Raw genomic sequence first — 20,173 nt, 5'->3', positions numbered from 1 at the left:
GGACCCGCCAGTGTCATGTCCGGCCAGCAGTTCACTGCCTCCGTGACGGTGTGCAACCAGGGCACCCAGAGTGACTCCACCGACGTGGAGCTCTACTTCTCCTCCGACGCCACCATCACCCCCCCCACGACTCCGGGCCCGGCCACGGATCAGCCCCTGGGCCGTATGCCCACCAGCTTCCTCAGCCCGGGTCAATGCCAGACGCTCTCCATGTCCACCTCCGCCTGGACTCCCTCGGAAGGGGCCTGGTACCTGGGTGCCGCCGCCGATCCGAGCAACTCCCGCCCCGAATTCATCGAGGACAACAACACCCTCGCCGGCACGCGCATGGGGGTGGGCAGCAAGGCCGACTTCATCATCAAGTCCGTAACGGGTCCCGCCAGTGTCATGTCCGGCCAGCAGTTCACTGCCTCGGTGATGGTGTGCAACCAGGGCACCCAGGCGGATTCCACCGACGTGGAGCTCTACCTCTCCTCCGACGCCACCATCACCCCCACCACGACTCCAGGCCCGACCACGGATCAGCCCCTGGGCCGTATGCCCACCAGCTTCCTCAATCCGGGCCAATGCCAGACACTCTCCATGTCCACCTCCGCCTGGGTGCCTTCCGAGGGGGCCTGGTACCTGGGCGCTGCCGCCGACCCGAGCAACTCCCGTCCCGAATTCATCGAGGACAACAACACCCTGGCCGGCACGCGCATGGGCGTGGGCAACAAGGCCGACTTCATCATCAAGTCCGTGACGGGTCCCGCCAGTGCCACGCCCAGCCAGCAGTTCACTGCCTCCGTCACGGTGTGCAACCAGGGCACCCAGGGTGACTCCACCGACGTGGAGCTCTACTTCTCCTCCGACGCCACCATCACCCCCCCCACGACTTCAGGCCCGATCACGGATCAGCCCCTGGGCCGCACGTCCACCAGCTTCCTCAACCCGGGCCAGTGCCAGACGCTCTCCATGTCCGCCTACGCCTGGGTACCCAGCTCTGGCAATTGGTACCTGGGCGCCGCCGCCGACCCGGGCAACTACCGCCCCGAGCTCATCGAGGACAACAACACCCTCGCCGGCAACATCATGTCCGTGAAGCCCTGAGACACCCAGGAGTCCCGGGCGTGGCCAGCGCCCGAGGCCGAGCCTTCAACGGCTCAGGCCTTGGGCGCGCCGACGTGGCCCGTGCGCACGGTGAAGTCCCCGAAGCCCTCGCTGGGGAGCCGGTCTCGCGCGTAGGCGGCGAACAGGGGCTCCAATGCCGCCAGGATGCCCGCCTCGTCGATGTTCTCGCGGTACAGCCGGTTGAGGCGCTGGCCCTGCTTGTCGCCACCCAGGAACAGGTTGTAGCGGCCAGGAGCCTTGCCCACGAGCGCGATCTCCGCGAGGTAGGGCCGGGCGCACCCGTTCGGGCAGCCGGTGATGCGCAGGTGGATGTTTTCCTTCTCCAGCCCGTGCGCCGCCAACTGCTTCTCCAGCAGCCCCGCGAAGTCCGGCAGGTAGCGCTCGGCCTCCGCCATGGCCAGGGCGCATGTGGGCAGGGCCACGCAGGCGAGCGCGTTCTTGCGCAGGGGGCTCGCGCGCTGCGTGCCGGTGATGCCGTGCGTCTCCAGCAGGGCCTCGATGACCGGCCGGTCCTCGGAAGCAATCCCCGCGAGGATCAGGTTCTGGTTCGGCGTGAGCCGGAAGTCGCCCTTGTGCACCTTGGCCACTTCCCGCAGGCCCGTCAGGAGCCGCAGTCCCTCGCGGTCCGCCACCCGGCCGCTCTCGATGAACAGCGTCAGGCTCCAGCGCCCATCGTGGCCCTGAATCCACCCGAAGCGGTCTCCGTTGTGCTCGAAGACGACCGGGCGCGTGGGCTGCAAGGAATAGCCGAGCCGCTTCTCCAGCTCGCCGACGAACCAGGCGATGCCCCGGTCCTCGATGGTGTACTTCAGGCGCGCGTGCTTGCGGTTGGTGCGGTCTCCGAAGTCCCGCTGCACCTTCACCACGTGCTCCGCGACCTCGAGCAGTTGCTCGGGGCGGATGAAGCCAATCACGTCCGCGAGCCGGGGGAAGGTGGCGTTGTCCCCGTGCGAGGCGCCCATGCCTCCGCCGACGACGACGTTGAAGCCCACCACCTCGCCCTTCTCAAGGATGGCGATGAAGCCCAGGTCCTGCGAGAAGACATCCACGTCATTGAGGGGCGGAACGACGATGCCCACCTTGAACTTCCGGGGCAGGTAGGTGGGGCCGTAGATGGTCTCCTCCTCCTCGGTGCCCGCGACCTTCTCCTCGTCCAGCCAGATCTCGTGGTAGGCGCGCGTCTTCGGGCGCAGGTGCTCGGAGAGGCGGACGGACCACTGGTGCACGGTCTCGTGGGCGCGAGACTCCACCGGGTTGGGATTGCACATCACGTTGCGGTTGACGTCACCGCACGCGGCGATGGTGTCGAGCAGCGTGGCGTTGATGCCCGCGATGGTGCGCTTGAGGTCCGTCTTGATGACGCCGTGGAGCTGGAAGGCCTGGCGCGTGGTGAGCCGCAGCGTCCCGTTGGCGTGGGTGCGCGCCAGCTCGTCCAGGGCGAGCCACTGCTTTGGCGTGCACATGCCGCCCGGCAGGCGGGTGCGGATCATGAAGCTGTAGGCCGGCTCGAGCTTCTGCTGGCGGCGCTCCTCGCGGATGTCCCGGTCGTCCTGCTGGTAGCTGCCGTGGAACTTGATGAGCTGGGTGTCCGCCGGGGCGATGGCACCCGTGAGCGGATCCGCGAGGCTCTCGACCAGGGTGCCACGCAGCAGGCGGCTGCGCGCCTTGATGTGCTCCACCTCGGAGAGGGCCGGGGTCTTCGGATTCTGGGTGCCGCTCATGGTGTCTCTCGCTCAGTAGACGTCGCGCTGGTAGCGCTGCTGCTCGCGCAGGGATTCGAGGTAGGCCTTGGCGTCCTCGGGGCTCTTGCCGCCGTGGGTCGCGACGATGTCGATCAGGGCGTTGTGGACGTCCGGAGCCATGCGCGTGGCATCGCCGCAGACGTACAGGTGCGCGCCGCCCTCGAGCCACGCGTACACCTCGCGGCCCTTCTCCAGCAGGCGGTTCTGCACGTAGACCTTCTGGCCCTGGTCTCGCGAGAAGGCCAGGTCGATCCGGTGCAGCTCGCCCTTCTTCACGGCCTCCTGCCACTCGGTCTGGTAGAGGAACTGGGTGCGGAAGCGCTGCTCGCCGAAGAAGAGCCAGTTGCGGCCGCTCGCCCCGGTCTCCGCGCGCTCCTGCACGAAGGCGCGGAATGGCGCCACGCCCGTGCCAGGGCCGATCATGATGACGTCGCGGCTCGCGTCCTTGGGGAGCCGGAACCGCTCGTTGGCCTCGATGAAGACGTCCACGAGGTCCTGGCCCGCCTCGCGCGTCGCCAGGTAGCTCGAGGCGGCGCCCACGTGGCGCGTGCCGAAGGCCTCCCACTCCACCAGGCCCACGGTGAGGTGGACCTCCTCCCCTACCCGCTTCTGGCTGGAGGCGATCGAGTACAGCCTCGGCGTCAGGCGGCGCAGCGCTCCCACCAGCTCCTCCGCGCTCCACGCGGCGGGGTACTTGCGGAGCAGATCGATGACCTGATGGCTCGCGAGCAGCGCACGCAGGGCCTCGGCGCCCTCGGGCGTGAGCAGGCGCTGGAGCTCCGCGTTGCCCGCGCGCGCGGCGTGGCTCGCCAGGAAGGGACGGCTCAGGCGGGTGATCTCCACGCCCTCCGACAGCCACCGCTTCAGCGGCAGGATGCGCCCCTCGCGCGTGACCTCGGTGGCGCCCTCGAGCTTCAGCTCGGAGAGCACCGCCGCGACCAGCTCCGGTGGATTGCGCGGCACCACGCCGAGCGCATCGCCCGGCGCGTAGGTGAGGCCCGAGCCCTCCAGCGAGAACTCCACATGGCGCACGTCCTTGAGGGCGCCGCGGCCGGTGATGCGCTGGTTGGCGAGCACCTGGGCCGGATAGGGGTTCTCCTTGCTGAAGGTGGGCGGCACCTGGACGCTGCGCAGCGGCGTCACCGTGGCCAGCGAGGTCTGCGGCTCCAGCTCCGTCTTCGCGCGCTCCAGGGCCTGGCCCAACCACGGCTCGGCCACGGGCTCGAAGTCCACGTCGCACTCGCCGCGCGCGAACAGCCGCGTGGCCCCGAGCCCGGCGAGGCGCTCGTCGAGCACCCGGCCGGTCTCACAGAACTTGGGGTAGCTCGAGTCGCCCAGCCCCAGCACCGCGAAGCGCAGCTGCGAGAGCGCCGGAGCCCGCTTGCTCAGCACGAACTCGTAGAAGCCGCGCGCGTCATCCGGCGGATCTCCATCGCCCTGGGTGCTGATCACCACGTACAGGAACCGCTCGTTCTTCAGGTCGCGCGTGGAGTACTCGCTGGCGCGCACGGTGCGCACGGCGAGCCCGGCGGCCTCGGCCCGCTGCTTCAGGCGCTCGGCGAGCGTGCGGCTGTTGCCCGTCTGGGTGCCGTAGATGATGGTGAGCGAGCCCTGGGGCGCGGCCTGCACCGCCGCCGCCGGCTGCTGGGGAGCAGCGAGGGCACCCGGGAGCTGCCGGGCCGCGAGCCCCGCGAAGTAGCCGCTCAGCCACGTGAGCGACGCGGAGTCGAGACCCTCGATCAGGCGCTGCAATTGCGCGCCCTTCTCCTCGCCGAGCGGCGTGGCCAGGCTGGGGATGGCGGAGGGAATCACGGGGGAAGTCACGGAGTCGTCTCCTGCGCGTCCAGGACCTGCTTCACCTGGCGCTCCAGGTCGTGGGAGGGATCCAGCTCCAGCGAGGGGATGCCAGCACCGCGGAGCTGAGCCCGCAGCCCCAGCCGCGCCTGCGGAACGGGGGTGTAGAGGATGGCGAGCAGCCCGGCCCCGGCCAACGCGAGGGCCGTCTCGGCATCACCACGGACGGTGACCACATGCCGGCCCTGGTCGAACAGGGCGCGCTCCAGGCGCTGCGCGGACTCGCGAACCTCCGAAGTGCCCGTCAGGAGGATGACGGCGCCGGACTGTCCGAGGCGCGCACGACGCTCCCCGGCGGAGATGAGGGACTTCACCTCCTGGCCGTCCCCGCCGCCCGCGGCGCCCAGAATCATGCCCGCCGCGACCGTGTCGTTGGTGAGCGGGTCGACGACGATGAACGCGCCCGTCTTCCGGTTGTCCTGGTACGGGTCGCAGATCAGCGGGCGCTTGCAGACGAGCCGCACCTTGCCGATGTCATTGAGCGACAGGGACTCGGCGGGCACCTCGGAGAGTGCCTCCAGGTCCTTGCGCCAGAGCACCTGCTCGACGTGGGCCGGCACGTACTTCGAGGTGTGCTTCACGAGGTAGCGGCGCGAGGTGTCCAGGCGCTCCTCGCCGAACCACACCAGCATCGCCTCCAGCTCCTGGAGCGCCACCGGAGGGGCCTCGGGGTGCGCGATGAGGTCTCCCCGGCTGACGTCCACCTCGTCCGCCAGACGCAGCGTCACCGACGACGGAGCGCTGGCCTCGACGAGGCTGCCATCGAAGGTGTCGATGGCCGCGATGTGCGTGCGCCGCTTGGAGGGGAGGACGACGACCTCGTCGCCCACGCGCACGGTGCCCGAGGCGATCTGCCCGGCGAACCCGCGGTAGTCCAGGTTCGGCCGCAGCACGTACTGGACGGGGAAGCGGAAGGTCGCGCCATCCAGCCGGCGCTGGTGCGGCAGCGACTCCAGCCACCCGAGCAGCGTCTCACCGTCGTGCCACGGCGTGCGGGCGCTCGGCACGGTGATGTTGTCGCCGCCCCGCGCACTGATGGGGAAGTAGCGGACCTGCTCGAAGCCGAGCGTGCGGGCGAACGCGTCGAACTCCGTCGACAGGCGCTCGAACACGGCGGGATCGAAGTCCATCAGGTCCATCTTGTTGATGGACACCGCGAGGTAGGGAATCCCCAGCAGCGAGGCGATGTACGCATGCCGGCGCGTCTGCGGGAGGATGCCCAGGCGCGCGTCCACGAGGATGACCGCCGCGTCGGCCGTGGAGGCGCCGGTGGCCATGTTGCGCGTGTACTGGATGTGTCCCGGCGTGTCGGCGACGATCACCTTGCGCCGGCGCGTGGAGAAGTAGCGGTACGCCACGTCGATGGTGATGCCCTGCTCGCGCTCGGCGCGGAGCCCATCCGTGAAGAGCGAGAAGTCGATCTCCTCGCCCGCGCTGGCGCGCTTCACCGCGGCCACCTGGTCCTCGAAGAGGCCATTGCACTCGTAGAGGAGCCGGCCGATCAGCGTGGACTTTCCATCGTCCACCGAGCCCACCACCACCAGCCGGAGCAGCTCCTTCTCGTAGTGCCCGGCGAGGAACCCCGGGAGGTCTTTCTGGTCCTGAAGCTGCAGTGCGGCGGTCATTAGAAATACCCCTCGCGCTTCTTGAGCTCCATCGAGCCTTCTTCGTCGTGATCGATCATGCGGCCCTGGCGCTCGGACACGCGGGCCTCCTGCATCTCGGTGATGATGTCCTCGACGGTGGTGGCGGAGGACTCGAGCGCACCACTGAGCGGGTAACACCCCAGCGTGCGGAACCGCACCCGCTTCTGCACGGGACGCTCGCCCGGCCGCAGGCGCATGCGCTCGTCATCCACCATGATCCACTGGCCGCTCCGGTTCACCACCGGGCGCTCGGCGGCGAAGTACAGCGGGACCACCGGGATGCGCTCCTTGAGGATGTAGTGCCAGACGTCGAGCTCGGTCCAGTTGGAGAGCGGGAAGACGCGCATGCTCTCACCCGCGTCGACCTTCCCGTTGTAGAGGTTCCACAGCTCGGGGCGCTGCTTGCGCGGCTCCCACTGCCCATGGCGATCGCGGAACGAGTACACGCGCTCCTTGGCGCGGGACTTCTCCTCGTCGCGCCGGGCGCCACCGAAGGCCGCGTCGAAGCCGTTCTCCGCGAGCCCCTCGAGCAGCGCCTGCGTCTTCATGGCGTGCGTGTACTTCTGGCTGCCATGGTCGAAGGGGTTGATGCCCTCGGCGAGCGCCTTCGTGTTCTGCTTCACCAGCAGCTTCAGCCCGTGCTTCGCCATGAAGGTGTCGCGGAACGTGTACATGTCCCGGAACTTCCACGTGGTGTCCACGTGCATCAGCGGGAACGGCAGGGGCGCGGGATGGAAGGCCTTGCGCGCCAGGTGCAGCAGCACCTGCGAGTCCTTGCCGATGCTGTAGAGCATCACCGGGTTGGCGAACTCGGCCGCCGTCTCGCGGATGATGTGGATGCTCTCCGCCTCGAGCACCGCGAGGTGGGAGAGTCGTGCGGACAGGGTCTCACTCATGGCCAGCCTCCGCCTTCAGGAACCGCTCGCGCTCGGAAACGACGGGTTGCGACCGCACCAGCGAGCGGAGCTGGGAGCGCAGGGAGACGACTTCGCCCACCACCACCAGGGCCGGTGAGCCGACGGCGGCCTCACGGGCGCGCGCGGCGATGTCCGCGAGCGAGCCCTCGATGACGCGCTGATGCTCCCAGGTGCCCGCCTCCACGATGGCCGCCGGAGTCGCCGGAGCACGGCCCGCGGCGATGAGCGCCAGCGTCGCCTCGTCCAGCCGGTGGCCCGCCATGAACAGCACGAGCGTCTCCGCCCCGGCCAGGTGCACCCAGTCCGGCGCCTTCCCCGCCCGGTACGCGGTGGCGAACGTCACCGAGCCCGACACGCCCCGGTGCGTCACGGGAATGCCCGCCGCCGCTGGAGCCGCCACGCCGCTGGAGACGCCCGGCACCACCTCGTACGAGATGCCCGCCTCCTCCAGCGCGAGCGCCTCTTCACCGCCACGGCCGAAGACGAACGGGTCTCCACCCTTGAGCCGCACCACCGAACGCCCGAGCCGCGCCTGCGAGACGAGCAGCGCGTTGATCTCCTCCTGCGCCACCGACTCTCCCCCGCCCTCCTTGCCGACGAACAACAACCGGGCGCGGGGCCGCGCGTGCTTCAACACCTCGGGGTGGATGAGGCGGTCGTAGACCACCGTGTCCGCGCTCGCGAGCAACTGTGCCGCTCGGATCGTGAGCAGCCCGGGATCTCCAGGCCCGGCGCCCACCAGGTAGACCTTGCCGTTGACGTACTGCTTGCTCATCGCTTCTCTCCAAAACTCTCCAGCGCGGAACGCACCTGGGCCCACGCGGCCCGGCGCTCACCTCGCGCCATCAACTGCCCCGCCTCGCCCTCCACCAACTCCTTGAGCAGCCGCATCCGCTCGGCGCCGCGCGGCAGCCGCTTGCGCAACCACCCCGTGAGCCGGGCCAGCTGCACGTGCCCGGGCTCCACCTGCTCCAGGAACCGCTTCCGCAGCTGCCGGGCCAGCGCGGGGGCCTGCCCGGACGTGGACACCGCCACCACGATGGGACCGCGCCGCCCCACCGAGGGCAGCGTGAAGTCGCACAGCTCGGGGATGTCCGCCGCGTTCACCCAGATGCCGAGCGCGCGCGCCTCCTCTGCCACCGCCTCGCTCACCCGCCGGTCATCCGTGGCCACGAACACGAGGTGGTGCCCGTGCACGTCCCCGAGCGCATAGGGGCGCTCGCACAGCTCCAGCCGGCCCTCGTCCGAGAGACGGCGGAGGCTGGCACTGACGACGGGCGCCACCACGCGCACCCGGGCCCCCGCCTCGACGAGCTGCTGGCCCCGCTCGTCCGCGATGTTGCCAGCCCCGACCAGCAGGACGCGCTTGCCCTGGAGGCGGAGACAGACGGGGAAGTCCACGTGAGAGCTCATGACGGAGGCCCGAGGCGTGTGGCTAGCGGCGGACGTGCAGCCCGCACTCCCGGTTCTCGGGCGACTCCCACCACCAGCGGCCGGAGCGCTCGTCGTCGTAGGGCTTCACCGCGCGTGTGCACGGTGCGCACCCGATGGACGGATAGCCGCGGTCGTGCAGCGCGTTGTACGGCACGCCCTTCGCCTTGATGTACGCCCACACCTCGGGGCCACTCCACCGCACGAGCGGATTCACCTTGATGAGCCCGTGGTCCACATCCGTCTCCACGGCCTGCACCGCCGCGCGGGTGACGGCCTGCTCGCGGCGCAGACCCGTGACCCAGGCCTCACGCCCGGCGAGCGCCCGGCCGAGCGGCTCCACCTTGCGGATGCCGCAGCACTCCTTGCGCGCCTCGATGCTCTGCTTGAAGGAGAAGTAACCCTTCGTGGACTGGAGCTGCTCGACGCGCGCGCGGTCCGGGAAGTACGTCTCGATCTCCACGCCGTAGCGGCGGCGCACCACGTCCATCAGCTCGTAGGTCTCTGGAGGCAGCCGGCCCGTATCGAGCGTGAAGTGGCGCACGCTCGGAGCGTGCGCGCGGGCGAGATCAATGAGGACCATGTCCTCGGCGCCGAAGCTGGAGGCGATGGCCGCTCGCGCGCCGAAGCGCCGCTCGACCCAGGCGAGCACCTCCTCGGCGGAGGCCTCGAGCAGCTCGCGCGAGGCGGCACCCAGCTCTTCCGGCGAGACAGCGAGGGACAACGAAGAAGACGCGGACATGGTGATTCCGTGAAAGAAAACGGCCCGCCACCTCATGACGAGGGCGGGCCACGCCTGCGAGGAGCTGCGCAGTTCGAGGAGGGTCTGTCACACGCGACACGTCCGGCAGCGGGAGCGCATCTGCATCGCGGCGGCTGTCGGAGGGTGGAGCGTCATCGTGGAGCTACTAGTAACCCTGGATGGCTCCATCCGTCAAGGTGGACGGAGTGCCAATATGGCGGATGCCCCCCGATGGCCGCTCCCCTGGGTGGGTGCAGTGCGAGCGGGGATGAGGCAGAAGGGGCCCCGTGCCGACCCTCACCTCTCTCACCATCTATCCCCTGAAGTCGAGCGCGGGGCTCCCGCTGACGCACGCCACGGTGGAGCCACTCGGAATCCAGTATGACCGCCGATGGCTGGCGGTGCGCCCGGACGGCTCCTTCATGACGGGCCGCGAGCTGCCAGCGCTCGTGCGCGTGCGAGCGGTGCCGGGGCCCTCGGGGCTGAGGCTGTCGGCGCCGGGCATGCCGGACCTCGAGGTACCCGTGCCACCCGTCGCGAGCGCGCCCCGCCTCGACGTCACCGTCTGGAATGACACCTGCTCGGCCGCGCGGGCGAACGGCGACGCGGACCGGTGGCTCTCGGAGTACCTCGGCCAGCCCACGCTGCTCGTGCACATGGACGAGCGGACGCAGCGCCCGGTGGATCCAAAGTACGCCCGCCCGGAGGACCGGGTGGCCTTCCCGGATGGCTACCCGCTGCTGCTCATCTCCGAGGCCTCGCTGGCGGACCTCAACCAGCGCCTGGCCACGCCCGTGCCGATGACGCGCTTCCGTCCCAACCTCGTGGTGAACGGCTGCGGCGCCTTCGCCGAGGACGGTTGGAAGCGGCTGCGCATCGGCACGGTGGAGCTGGAAGTCGTCAAGCCGTGCGCGCGCTGCGTCTTCACCACGGTGGACCCCGAGACGGCCAAGGCCGATCCCGCGCAGGAGCCACTGCGCACGCTCACCACGTACCGGCGCATCCTTCCGGGCAAGGGGGTGATGTTCGGTCAGAACGTGCTCATCCGCCGCTCGGGGGAGTTGCGTGTGGGTGATGCGGTGGAGGTGCTGGAGTAGTCAGCGCGTCGAGCAGCGCGCGCGCCTCCTGGAGCTCCGGCAGGTCGAGGTCCGGAGCGAACCGGCCGCACAACCGCGCGAGCCTGCACCGGGCCGCCTCCGGGTGTCCCGTGTCTCGCAGTTGCCGCGCCAGGGCCACGCGTGCGCGCAGCTCGAAGAGCCAGGAGCGCTGCCAGTGGGCGACGGCGGCGGCTCGGAGCAGGCTGAGCCTCGCGTCGTCCTCCTGTCCGGCCACTCGCAGCAGCTCGCCCTGGAGCCGGTGCAGCTCGGCCTCCATCAGACGCGCGCCCGTCCGTTCGACAATCTCCAATCCCTCTCCCACCGCGGCCAATCCCTCCTCCACCTGCCCCTGCATCCAGCACACGTCCGCGAGCAGATGCAGGAATTGGGGCATGAAGACCCTGGCGTTCATCCGCCGCATCAGTCCGATGCCGTTGTGCAGGAGCTCCAGCCCTTCCCATGTCCGCCCCGACCTGGCCAGGGCCCATCCCTGGAGGCCCCGGGCCATGGCCAACAGCGGCTGGAACACGCTCCCAGCGGCGACTTCCGGGCTCTCCTCGACCCACCGCTGAACGCATGACTCCGCCCATCGCAGAGCGCCCGACACATCGCCCCGGGCCTGACTGACCATGGCCAGATAAAGGGACCCGACGCCCCGGGTAGCGGGAGGGACCGGCCCCTGGAGCTCTTCGCGGATCTCGTCAAAGAAACGCCGGGACTCCCGCGACCGGGCCTGAAGCAGGTGGACGATGCAAGGAATCAAGAGGTCTTCCACCCTCTCATTGCTCCAGAGGTGCTCGATGAGGGCCCCGTGCATATCGATCCGGGGGCCCGCGAGCCGTACTGCCTTATCGCGAGACTCCAGCGCCCTCTCGAGTTCTCCTTGGTAGAGGTAGAGATACGCTTCAATCCGATAGCCCGTGGCGATCAGCCGCTGATGGTTTCCCCGCCGGCCCAACGCCAGCATCCGCTGGACCAACTCGTGCGCCGCCTCGAACCTCGCCACCACGGTGTAATAGGAGCCCAACCCCGCCCACAGCGGATCGATCTCTGGAAGCACAGCCTCCCCCAGGTGGAACAACTCCAGGGCGCGGGCATAGGTCTGCTCTATCTCGGGAGAACCGTAGCCCTGGGTGCCCATCAACAGGAAGCCGAGAGCACTCAGAAGGCGCAGCTCCCTCCCGGCGCGTCCCACGTCCTCGGGGAGGCTGCGTAACAGTGTCAGCGCCTGCTTCACATGAGAGAGCGCCTCCAGATTGGCGGCACGTAGGACGGCGAGCCGCACCGCGTGCTCCCAGGAGCGGATGGCGGGCCCGATCTCCCCCGCCTCCGTGTAGTGATAGGCGAGCACCTCGGGCCGGCTCTCCGCCACGTCTGGGAATCCCTCCACCAGGGCCTGGGCCACGCGCCGGTGGTGCTGCCGCCGCAGGCCGCGTGGGAGGGACTGATAGGCCACCTCCTGGATGAGGGCGTGGCGGAACTGGTACTGCTCGGACCCGCCGGACTCCTCCCACTGCCGCTGCAACAGCCCCGCGGAGACGAGCCCCAGGAAGTCCTCCTGGAGCAGGGACTCGTCGCGCACCAGGAGCCGGGAGATCAGCGCCTGACTGAAGCCGCGCCCCACCACGGCGCAGAGCTGTGCCAGGGATTTCCGCCGGGATGGGAGCGCATCCAGCCGGGACAGCAGCAGCTCGTGCAGGGTGACGGGGATGGTGGACAGGGGCGCCGGGCCAGACCGCTCGAGCACCATGCGCGTCATCTCCTCCACGAAGAGCGGGATGCCGTCCGTCTTCGCCACGAGCTGCCGCACCGTCTCCTCTGGCAGGCTCGTGCCCCCATCCACCTCCCGCACCAGGGCCGCCGCGGACTCCGCTGGCAGCCGCTCGAGCACGAGCCGGTGCAAGCCCGCAGAGGGCGGCCAGGCGGGACGGAACTCGGGGCGGGCACTGAGGACGACGAGGAGCCGCGCCCGCGTGACGTCCTCGGCCAACAGCCCGAGCAGCTCCTGCGTGGAGGGATCCGCCCAGTGCAGGTCCTCGATGACGAGCAATACCGGTTGCTCCTCCGCCATCCGCACGAACAGGCGCCGCAACGCCTCGAGCACCTTCCGCTTGCGCTCCTTCTGGTGCTCCAGCACGGCCAGCACGGAGGAGGCATCCCCCGCCTCGGGCGCGGCGAGGAGCGCAGCGATCTCCGGCCCCTGTTCCGGGAGCGGACCGAGCCGCCGCAGCAGCTCGAGGATGGGATGGAAGGCGCTGTTGCGGAGGGGCTCCCAGCACTGGCAGAGCAGGAGGTGACTCGATGCTGGAGACACCCGCTCGCGCAATTCCTGGATGAGGCGGGACTTGCCGATACCAGCCTCGCCACGAATCAGAACACACGCGCCCTGCCCCTGCCGCGCCTGCGCCCACAAGCCAGACAACCGCGCCAGCTCGTGCTCACGCCCCACCAGCGGTGAGAGGCTTCCCGCCGCGAGTGCCCGCTCGAAGCGTGACACGGTTTGCCGCTCGCGCAGTACGCGGTACGCCTCCGCCGGAGGGCCGCCGAGAGGCTCCAGCTCGAAGACACCTCGCACGAGCTTCCACGTGGTCCTTCCGAGCACCACCGCACCGGGCCCGGCCTGTCGCGCCAACGCCGCGGCCATGCGGGGAGCCTCGCCCTGGAGCGTGGGCATACGCCCCAGTTCCTCCGATGGGAGCGCATCGAACACCACCGTGTCCGTGTGGATGCCCACCTCCACCGCGAGCCCTGAAGTGGTCAACTGAAGCGCCGCACGCACCGCCCGCTCCGAGTCGTCCTCGTGGGCCGAGGGATGGCCGAAGCACGCGAGCACCTCGTCACCCACCGAGAGGGCAATGACGCCCTCGTGCCGCTGGATGATGTCCGCGCAGCGCCGATGGAAGGCGGCCTGCCGCTCGCTGGCATCCTCGGGGTCCCTCGGCTCCGCCGCGTTGAAAGGCCTCGCGAGCCAGCAGGACACCAGCGTCACCTGCCGGCGCTGGGGCGCCACGAGCCGGGGCGTCTCGCGCCAGGGCCCGACAGCCTCCTCCAACCGGCGCAGCCGCTCGCGCAATTCGGACGCACTGCCCGGACGCTGCTCGGGCGCCTTGAGCAACAACTCACCCACGAGCCGCTCCACCTCCTCGGGCAGTTCCGGGACGCGCTCACGCACGGAAGGCACGGGCTCGGCGGACGTCACGCGCTCGCGCAATTCCTGGAGCGAGGTGAAGGGATAGGGCAGCTCGCCGGTGAGCAGCTCGTACGCCACGACGCCCACGGCCCACAGGTCGGTCCGGGCATCCTGCTCCTCTCCGCGCCACTGCTCCGGAGCCATGTACGCGGGCGTTCCCGCCGTGGGCAGGTGGGGCACGAGCGGGGACTCGGCCGACACCAGGTGCGCCAGGCCGAAGTCGAGCAGCTTCACCCTTCCCTCCCGGGTGATGAACACATTGCTCGGCTTGAGGTCGCGGTGGACGAGGTGGTGCACATGGGCATGGGCCAGCCCCGTGGCCACGGCGCCGAGGATCTCCAAAGCCCGCCGGAGCCCTGGCCGCTCGCGGCGCAGCAGGGACGCCAGGGACTCTCCCTCCAGGCACTCCATCACCAGGAAGGGAACCCAGGGCTCCCAGGGCGTGCCTCCCCACTCGGACACATCGAAGAGCCGGACGATGTTCTCGTGATCCAACCCGGCGATGGCCCGGGCCTCCTCCATCAACCGAGCGCTCGACAGCGACCCGGCTCGCGCGCTCCGGGCCAACAGGAACTTGAGGGCCACCTCGCGCCGCAGCTCGCAATCCCTGGCGCGGAAGACGCGGCCCATCCCGCCTGCGCCCAGTTCCTCGAGGATCTCGAAGCGCTGCCCTTCCCGTCCGCCCATCCGGGTTCCAATCAGGGGCACCCGGAGCGGCACCTCCGTGCGCGCCACCTCGCGCAGGAAGGAGTCGTCGAAGTCCTCACTGTCCTCGGGGACGAAGCCCTCGGGCCGAGGCACGTCCGATCGCTCGCCCTCCTGGTTGTCTTGTTCACGCATCGCTCGTCCCCGGGGTCTCCACGCGAACCCTCCTCATGGGTAACCCCGAGCCGGGGAGCCGGAATCAGCGACCCTGGGGCAATGGCATGCCCGCTTCCCAAGAGGGCTGTAAGAATGACCTGCCTTCCGGAAGCCGGGCTGTCACCGGGCTCGCGTTTCCCTCGGATTCGAGGCCCGGGCGCGGCGCCCAGAGGCTGGCACGCCACGTGCTCTTCCCTCTGGCATGACCGTTGCGGTTCGCGCTCGAAATACCTTCCAGCTCTTCAAGAAAGCCTTTTCGGAGTGGAACGAGGACAAGGCGCCAACGTTCGCGGCCTCGCTCTCCTACTACACGATGTTCTCCATCGCGCCGGTGCTCGTCATCGCCGTGAGCGTGGCCGGCATGGCCTTCGGCGAAGAAGCAGCGCGAGGACAGATACAGACCCAGTTGCAGGAGCTGGTGGGCACGAGCGGAGCCGAGGTCATCGCGCAGATGATGATCAGCGCCCGCAAGCCGAGCTCCGGAATCCTCGCGACGGCGCTGGGAGTGATCGCGCTCATCTTCGGAGCGACGGGCGTGTTCGTGCAGTTGCAGGACGCGCTCAACCACATCTGGCACGTGCAACCGAGGCCGCGCAACGGCGTGCTGAACTTCCTGCGCAGCCGCTTCCTGTCGTTCGCGATGGTGCTGGTGATTGGCTTCCTGCTGCTCGTGTCGCTGGTGGTGAGCGCCGCGCTGTCGGGCATTGGCGCGTACTTCGATCACCTGTTCCCCGGCTGGGCGCTGCTGTGGCAGGGGCTCAACCTGCTCATCTCCTTCGCCGTCATCACCGTGCTGTTCGCGATGATGTACAAGCTGCTGCCGGACACGCACGTGGACTGGAAGGACGTGTGGCTCGGGGCGGCGGTGACGTCCCTGCTCTTCAGCCTGGGCAAGTTCGGCATCGGCCTGTACCTGGGCCGGAGCACCGTGGCGTCGAGCTACGGCGCGGCGGGCTCGCTGGCGGTGGTGCTCATCTGGGTCTACTACTCGGCGCAAATCCTGTTCCTGGGCGCGGAGTTCACCCAGGTCTACGCCCGGCACCACGGCAGCCGCGCGCGTCAGGATCCGGCCCCGTCGTGACAGGGCGGAGGGGGCTGCCCGCGGGACTGCGATGCGACTTCCGAAACGAGCCTTGGAGAACGGGCTCCCTACTTCGCGGCGCGCAGCGACTCCGGCGCGGCCTCGCGCGGCAGCAGGATGAGGCGCGTGGCCTCCTGGGCCCGCACGCGCAGGGGCCGGGTCACCTCCAGGAGCATCGAGCCGCGCGCCGTCACCCACAGCCCCTCGTGCTCCACCTCCAGCACGCCCGAGAGCACGAACAGGTGGGTGCCGGGCTCGAGGGCGAGCGTCTCCTGCGCCGCCAGCACCCGGTGCTCGCCGCGCTGGACCCAGGCGAGCCGGCCCTTGCGCCCGAGGTGCCCGTAACGGTCGTGCCCGCGCACCAGGTCATCGAAGCGGCGCTCGGCGAAGCGCTGCCACACGCCCTGGCGCAGGTTGGCGTTGGCCTCCATCAGCGGCAACAGCGCCGTGCGGGGGATGCGCACCAGCATGGAGGCGGTGGCGGTGCGGATGGAGGCGGAGCGGCGCTCGCCGGCGATCATGGCGATCTCCCCGAAGAGCGAACCGCTGCCCAGCTCGTCCACCACCTTCTCGCGCTCGCCGCCCTCGGCCAGCACGAAGACCGCGCCGCTGGCGAGCAGGTACATCTCGTCGCTGGCGTCCCCGCGGTGGAAGACGTACTTGCCGCCCGGGAGGGTGACGATCTCCGAGCGCCGGGCCAGCTCCTGGAGCGTGGCGTCATCGAAGTGGGCGAAGAGCGGCGCGCGGCGCAACTGCCGCAGTATCTCGGGGCGCAGCAGGCGGGCGCCGAGCGGCGTCTTCTGCATCAGGGCCGCCGCCGCCTGGATGGGCTGGCGCAGCTTACGCTGGCCCATGGAGCGGAGCATGTCCGCCAGGGAGGAAGCGGTGATGGGCACCACCGTCACCAGCCCGTGTCCCTCGACGTAGCCCGGATTGGTCTCGACGAAGTAGCGCGCCGCGGGCTTGTCGCAGTGCAGCCAGTACTCGCGCTCCATTTCCGTCTCGCGCGTGCGCCAGCCCACGTGCCGCACCAGCGGATTGTCCGTGGCCACCCGCTCCAGGCCGAACTCCGTGGCCAGCTCGTCCATGAAGGCCAGCAGCTCCGCCGGAATCTGGGTGTCGCGCCGCGGCCACACCTCGTTGAAGTAGTTGGCGAACAGCGAGTAGCTGGACGGGTGCACCAGCGAGCCCAGGTAGAAGGCCCGCCGGCCCGGGCGCGCGAGCATGTACTTCAGCCCCATCTTCAGCCCGAAGAGCGCGTTGGCGTTACCGCCGCGGTAGGCGCGCAGCGAGCCCGCCTCCGCGCGGAACACGGACGTGGGCACCCCTCCGAACTGCTTCTCGAAGATGTGCAGGGCGAAGTAGCCGACCGTCTCCCCCTCCTCGTTCTTGTGGAGGTTGATCCACGTGTGGTCCGCCTTGGACTCCACCACGTATTTGGCGAAGGCCTCGCGCTCGACACCCTCGAAGATCTGCCGGTGTACCTCGTAGAGCGAGTCGGTGAGCCGGCTCCGCTCCTCGGGGGACATGGACTTGGGGACGACGACCTCGCTGCCGACGATCCGGGGCATGGGTGCGCCTTCTACCTCACTTCACCCCGGCCGCGCGCCGGACGAGCGCCCCCTTCAGGCGGCTCAACCGCTTGCCCGCGGTGATGGTCAGGGAGGCCAGGTCCATGGGGTGGCGGGTGAGGCACTCGTACCCGTCCCGCGTCACCAGCACGGTGTCCGAGTGACGGATGCCCCCCACGCCGGGCAGGTAGATGCCGGGCTCGATGCTGATGAGCATGTTCTCGCGCAGCACGTCCGGGCTGCCCTCGGCCACCCAGGGCGCCTCGTGGTTGCCCAGCCCGAAGCCATGACCGGTGCGGTGCAACAGGCGCTCGCCGTAGCCCTCCTGCTGGAGGAAGGTCCGCGTCGCGGTGTCCAGCTCCGCGCAGGGCACCCCCGGCCGCACCAGGGCGAAGGCCCGCCGCCGCGCCTCCATCATCGCGGCGAACGCCGCCTTCTCCTCGGCCCCGGGCGGGGACAGGAAGTAGGTGCGCTCGCACTCGGCGGCGTAGCCATTCACGCGCAGGAGCGCCAGGGCGATGTGGGGGCCGTCTCCCAGGCGATCCGCGATGGTGGGCACCCCGTGGGGCTGCGCGCTCAGGGGGGCGGGCCAGCTGCCCACCAGCACGCTGCTCGTCAGCACGTCATAGCCGCGCTCGCGCATGATGCGCAGCTGCACCGCGCGCCCCTGCGAGAAGAGCTCCAGCTCGGACACCCCGTGGTACGAGGCCGCCAGCAGCAGCTCCACGGCCAGGTCCGAGTAGCGGGCCGCGTGGCGGAGCATCTCCACCTCGGCGGGTGACTTCACCACGCGCAGCTCCTCGACGAGCGGCAGCGTCCGCGGCGACAGGTGCGCGAGCCGCCCGGCGATCTCCTGCGGCAGCGTGGGCTCCACGCCCACCCGGGCCTGGCCCGCGAGCAGCTCCAGCAACCGGTCCGCCCAGCCCTGGCCGGCGGGCGCGGGGTAGTCCCAGTAGTGCAGCACCTCGTCCACGTTGGGCGCGGCGCGCAGATGCTGCTGCTCGAGCGCGGGCACCAACAGGACGACGGGCGTGCCCTCGGGCCGCACGAGGATGAAGAAGGGACGCTCGAGCGGCCGGTACGACACGCCGGTCAGGTAGTAGATGCTGTCCTCGCTGGAGACCAGGAAGGCGTCGAGCCCGGCCCCGGCCACCCGTTGGCGCAGGCGCAGCATCCGCTCCAGGTATTCGCTCCGCGCAATCATGCAAGCCCCCTCCCGAGGCGAAGGGGCCATCTCACCTGATCCACCCCGCAAAAGGAAACGGCCGCATGGGGCGAACCCATGCGGCCGTTCTGCTGAGTCAGGAGACTGCGTGCTGACTCAGGTGTGAATCACAGCACCGTCACGTCGTCGACGAAGAAGCTGGTCTGCAGCGAGGAGTCCTCGGTGCCGGTGAAGGCCAGCGTGATCGACTGACCGGCGTACGGGCCGACGGCGAAGCACTTCTGGGCGTAGGCGGTGCTCTTGTTCAGGTTGCTGTAGGACTGGGTGAGGACGACCGTACCGGCGCTGTTCTTCACCTGCACCGTGAGCTTGTCGAACGCCGAGGTGGTGGTGGTCTCCGCCGTGGTGATGTTCAGCCAGTAGCACAGCTGGGTGGCCGTGGTCGCCAGGGTGAACGTCTGCGACAGCGTGTCCGTGTGGGCCGTGCCGTAGCCGTTCATGTAGGCCTCCCAGCTGCCGGCGTGCGCGGAGGTGGCGCTGTTGTTGATGACGCCCGTGGTCGCCGTCCAGATGGTGTTGCCGCTCTCGAAGCCGCCGTTCGCGATGGCCGTGCCGCCGCCGCCGCCGCCGCCACCACCGGCCGCCGTGCCGACGTTGATGGCCGCGAAGGCGTTCTGCACCGCGGCGTAGTCAGCGCTGGTGGTGCCGTAGAGGGCGCCCGCCGCGTTGAGGTACGCGGTGCGAGCCGCGGAGTAGTTGGTGCTCGACGTCATGTACGTGGACAGCGCCTTGTAGGCGATGCGGGCCGCGTGGTCGTTGCCGACACCCGTCATGCCGGCGGGCAGGTACGAGCTGTAGAAGTCGCTCGTCGAGGTGCTGCTGGAGCCCTGGCTCAGGAAGTAGAACATGCGGTTGGACGGGCCGCTGGAGTAGTGCACGTCCAGGGTGCCCAGCGTGCTGGACCAGGCGTCCTTGCTGGCGCCGTCCTTGCTCGGCTTGTACATGTAGCGCAGCGGGGTGCTGGCCAGCTGCTCGCCGATGGTCCAGGTGCCGCCGGTGTTGCCGATGGTCGAGCCGCTGCCGCCGCGGGAGTAGAACTCCACCATGGTGCCGTTGATGTCGGACATGGACTCGTTGAGGCCGCCGGACTCACCCGAGTAGGTCAGGTTGGCGGTGCGCGCCGTCACGCCGTGCGCCATCTCGTGGCCGGCCACGTCAATGGCCTCCAGCGACTTGAAGGACGAGCCGTCGCCGTAGGTCATGCAGAAGCAGGTGTCGTCCCAGAACGCGTTGTCGTAGGCCGAGCTGTAGTGCACGCGGTTGTAGGTCGCCCGGCCGGCGCCGTCGATGCCGTTACGGGCATGGACGTTGAGGTAGTAGTCGTGCGTCTTGCCGATGCCGTAGTGGGCGTCGACCGCGGCGGTCTGGCCGTTGGCCGCGGTGGTGGAGCCACCCGACACGTAGTTGGCGCCATCGCCCCAGGTGTTGTCGGCGTCGGTGTAGATGGTGCCGGTGCCGCTGGTGCCGTGGTTCAGGTTGTAGGTGGCGTAGTTCATGCTGCGAGCCACGTCACGCATCTCCCAGCCGCTGGTCACCGAGTTGGTGTTGATGGTGACGGTGCCGCTGAACTGGCTGATGCCGGTGCCGGAGGCGGCGGCGGTCTGGAGCGAGTCCCACGACTTGAGGATCGAGCCGTTGTTCGCGTCGATGAGGTAGTCGGTGTGCTTCGTCTCGGCCGTGCCGTTCTCGAGCGCGGTGCGGACGTG

At 69.7% G+C, this 20,173-nt stretch carries 14 protein-coding genes; 3 read left to right on the top strand and 11 right to left on the bottom strand.

The window, feature by feature from the left end:
- Positions 1-1,089, top strand: a 1,089-nt coding sequence (locus ACJ8AN_RS39460) for a CARDB domain-containing protein (RefSeq protein WP_407760792.1), incomplete at its 5' end; no start/stop codon positions are given.
- 53 nt (positions 1,090-1,142) lie between these two features.
- Here the strand turns inward: ACJ8AN_RS39460 and cysI are convergent.
- From cysI to ACJ8AN_RS39425, 7 genes are read right to left on the bottom strand one after another with little or no spacing between them, the layout of a single operon-like run.
- Entirely contained in the window at positions 1,143-2,831 is a 1,689-nt protein-coding gene (cysI, locus tag ACJ8AN_RS39455; RefSeq protein WP_407760791.1) for an assimilatory sulfite reductase (NADPH) hemoprotein subunit, read from the bottom strand.
- Between the two features lie 12 nt (positions 2,832-2,843).
- Positions 2,844-4,676: an assimilatory sulfite reductase (NADPH) flavoprotein subunit gene (locus ACJ8AN_RS39450; RefSeq protein ID WP_407760790.1), complete on the bottom strand. Its 1,833-nt coding sequence runs from the start codon at positions 4,674-4,676 to the stop codon at positions 2,844-2,846.
- Positions 4,673-6,331: a GTP-binding protein gene (locus ACJ8AN_RS39445; RefSeq protein ID WP_407760789.1), complete on the bottom strand. Its 1,659-nt coding sequence runs from the start codon at positions 6,329-6,331 to the stop codon at positions 4,673-4,675. The genes ACJ8AN_RS39450 and ACJ8AN_RS39445 overlap by 4 nt, the downstream gene beginning before the upstream one ends.
- Positions 6,331-7,248 carry a sulfate adenylyltransferase subunit CysD gene (gene cysD, locus ACJ8AN_RS39440; protein WP_407760788.1) on the bottom strand — a complete coding sequence of 306 codons (918 nt, stop codon included), beginning with the start codon at positions 7,246-7,248 and terminating at the stop codon, positions 6,331-6,333. The genes ACJ8AN_RS39445 and cysD overlap by 1 nt, the downstream gene beginning before the upstream one ends.
- Complete coding sequence (gene cobA / locus ACJ8AN_RS39435) at positions 7,241-8,044, bottom strand: uroporphyrinogen-III C-methyltransferase (protein ID WP_407760787.1); 804 nt, start codon at positions 8,042-8,044, stop codon at positions 7,241-7,243. Before cobA ends, cysD begins: the two co-directional genes overlap by 8 nt.
- Positions 8,041-8,682 (bottom strand): bifunctional precorrin-2 dehydrogenase/sirohydrochlorin ferrochelatase, encoded by a 642-nt coding sequence (locus ACJ8AN_RS39430; RefSeq protein ID WP_407760786.1) that lies wholly within the window; start codon positions 8,680-8,682, stop codon positions 8,041-8,043. The genes cobA and ACJ8AN_RS39430 overlap by 4 nt, the downstream gene beginning before the upstream one ends.
- Before the next feature lie 22 nt (positions 8,683-8,704).
- A complete protein-coding gene (locus ACJ8AN_RS39425) occupies positions 8,705-9,442 on the bottom strand; it encodes a phosphoadenylyl-sulfate reductase (protein ID WP_407760785.1) in 738 nt (245 codons plus the stop codon).
- 287 nt (positions 9,443-9,729) lie between these two features.
- On the opposite strand from ACJ8AN_RS39425, the gene ACJ8AN_RS39420 reads away from it, so the two are divergent.
- Complete coding sequence (locus ACJ8AN_RS39420) at positions 9,730-10,539, top strand: MOSC domain-containing protein (protein WP_407760784.1); 810 nt, start codon at positions 9,730-9,732, stop codon at positions 10,537-10,539.
- Here the strand turns inward: ACJ8AN_RS39420 and ACJ8AN_RS39415 are convergent.
- The gene (locus ACJ8AN_RS39415) at positions 10,484-14,569 is read right to left on the bottom strand and encodes a protein kinase domain-containing protein (protein ID WP_407760783.1); all 4,086 of its coding nucleotides are present in this window, start codon (positions 14,567-14,569) and stop codon (positions 10,484-10,486) included. The genes ACJ8AN_RS39420 and ACJ8AN_RS39415 overlap by 56 nt on opposite strands.
- Before the next feature lie 223 nt (positions 14,570-14,792).
- Here ACJ8AN_RS39415 and ACJ8AN_RS39410 point away from each other — a divergent pair, with 223 nt between their 5' ends.
- Complete coding sequence (locus ACJ8AN_RS39410; protein ID WP_407760782.1) at positions 14,793-15,671, top strand: YihY/virulence factor BrkB family protein; 879 nt, start codon at positions 14,793-14,795, stop codon at positions 15,669-15,671.
- A gap of 68 nt (positions 15,672-15,739) precedes the next feature.
- On the opposite strand, the gene ACJ8AN_RS39405 is transcribed toward ACJ8AN_RS39410, so the two are convergent.
- The 3 genes from ACJ8AN_RS39405 to ACJ8AN_RS39395 all read right to left on the bottom strand — a co-directional run.
- Positions 15,740-17,242, bottom strand: a complete 1,503-nt coding sequence (locus ACJ8AN_RS39405; protein WP_407760781.1) for a cyclic nucleotide-binding domain-containing protein — start codon at positions 17,240-17,242, stop codon at positions 15,740-15,742.
- 16 nt (positions 17,243-17,258) lie between these two features.
- A complete protein-coding gene (locus tag ACJ8AN_RS39400) occupies positions 17,259-18,446 on the bottom strand; it encodes a M24 family metallopeptidase (protein WP_407760780.1) in 1,188 nt (395 codons plus the stop codon).
- A gap of 128 nt (positions 18,447-18,574) precedes the next feature.
- On the bottom strand, positions 18,575-20,173 hold a 1,599-nt coding region (locus ACJ8AN_RS39395), incomplete at its 5' end, for a M4 family metallopeptidase (protein WP_407760779.1).

The organism is Archangium sp. (assembly GCF_045802675.1).
Taxonomy (GTDB): domain Bacteria; phylum Myxococcota; class Myxococcia; order Myxococcales; family Myxococcaceae; genus Archangium.
The sequence above is the reverse complement of the archived record's forward strand: the minus strand, read 5'-3'. Positions and strand labels throughout refer to the sequence as shown.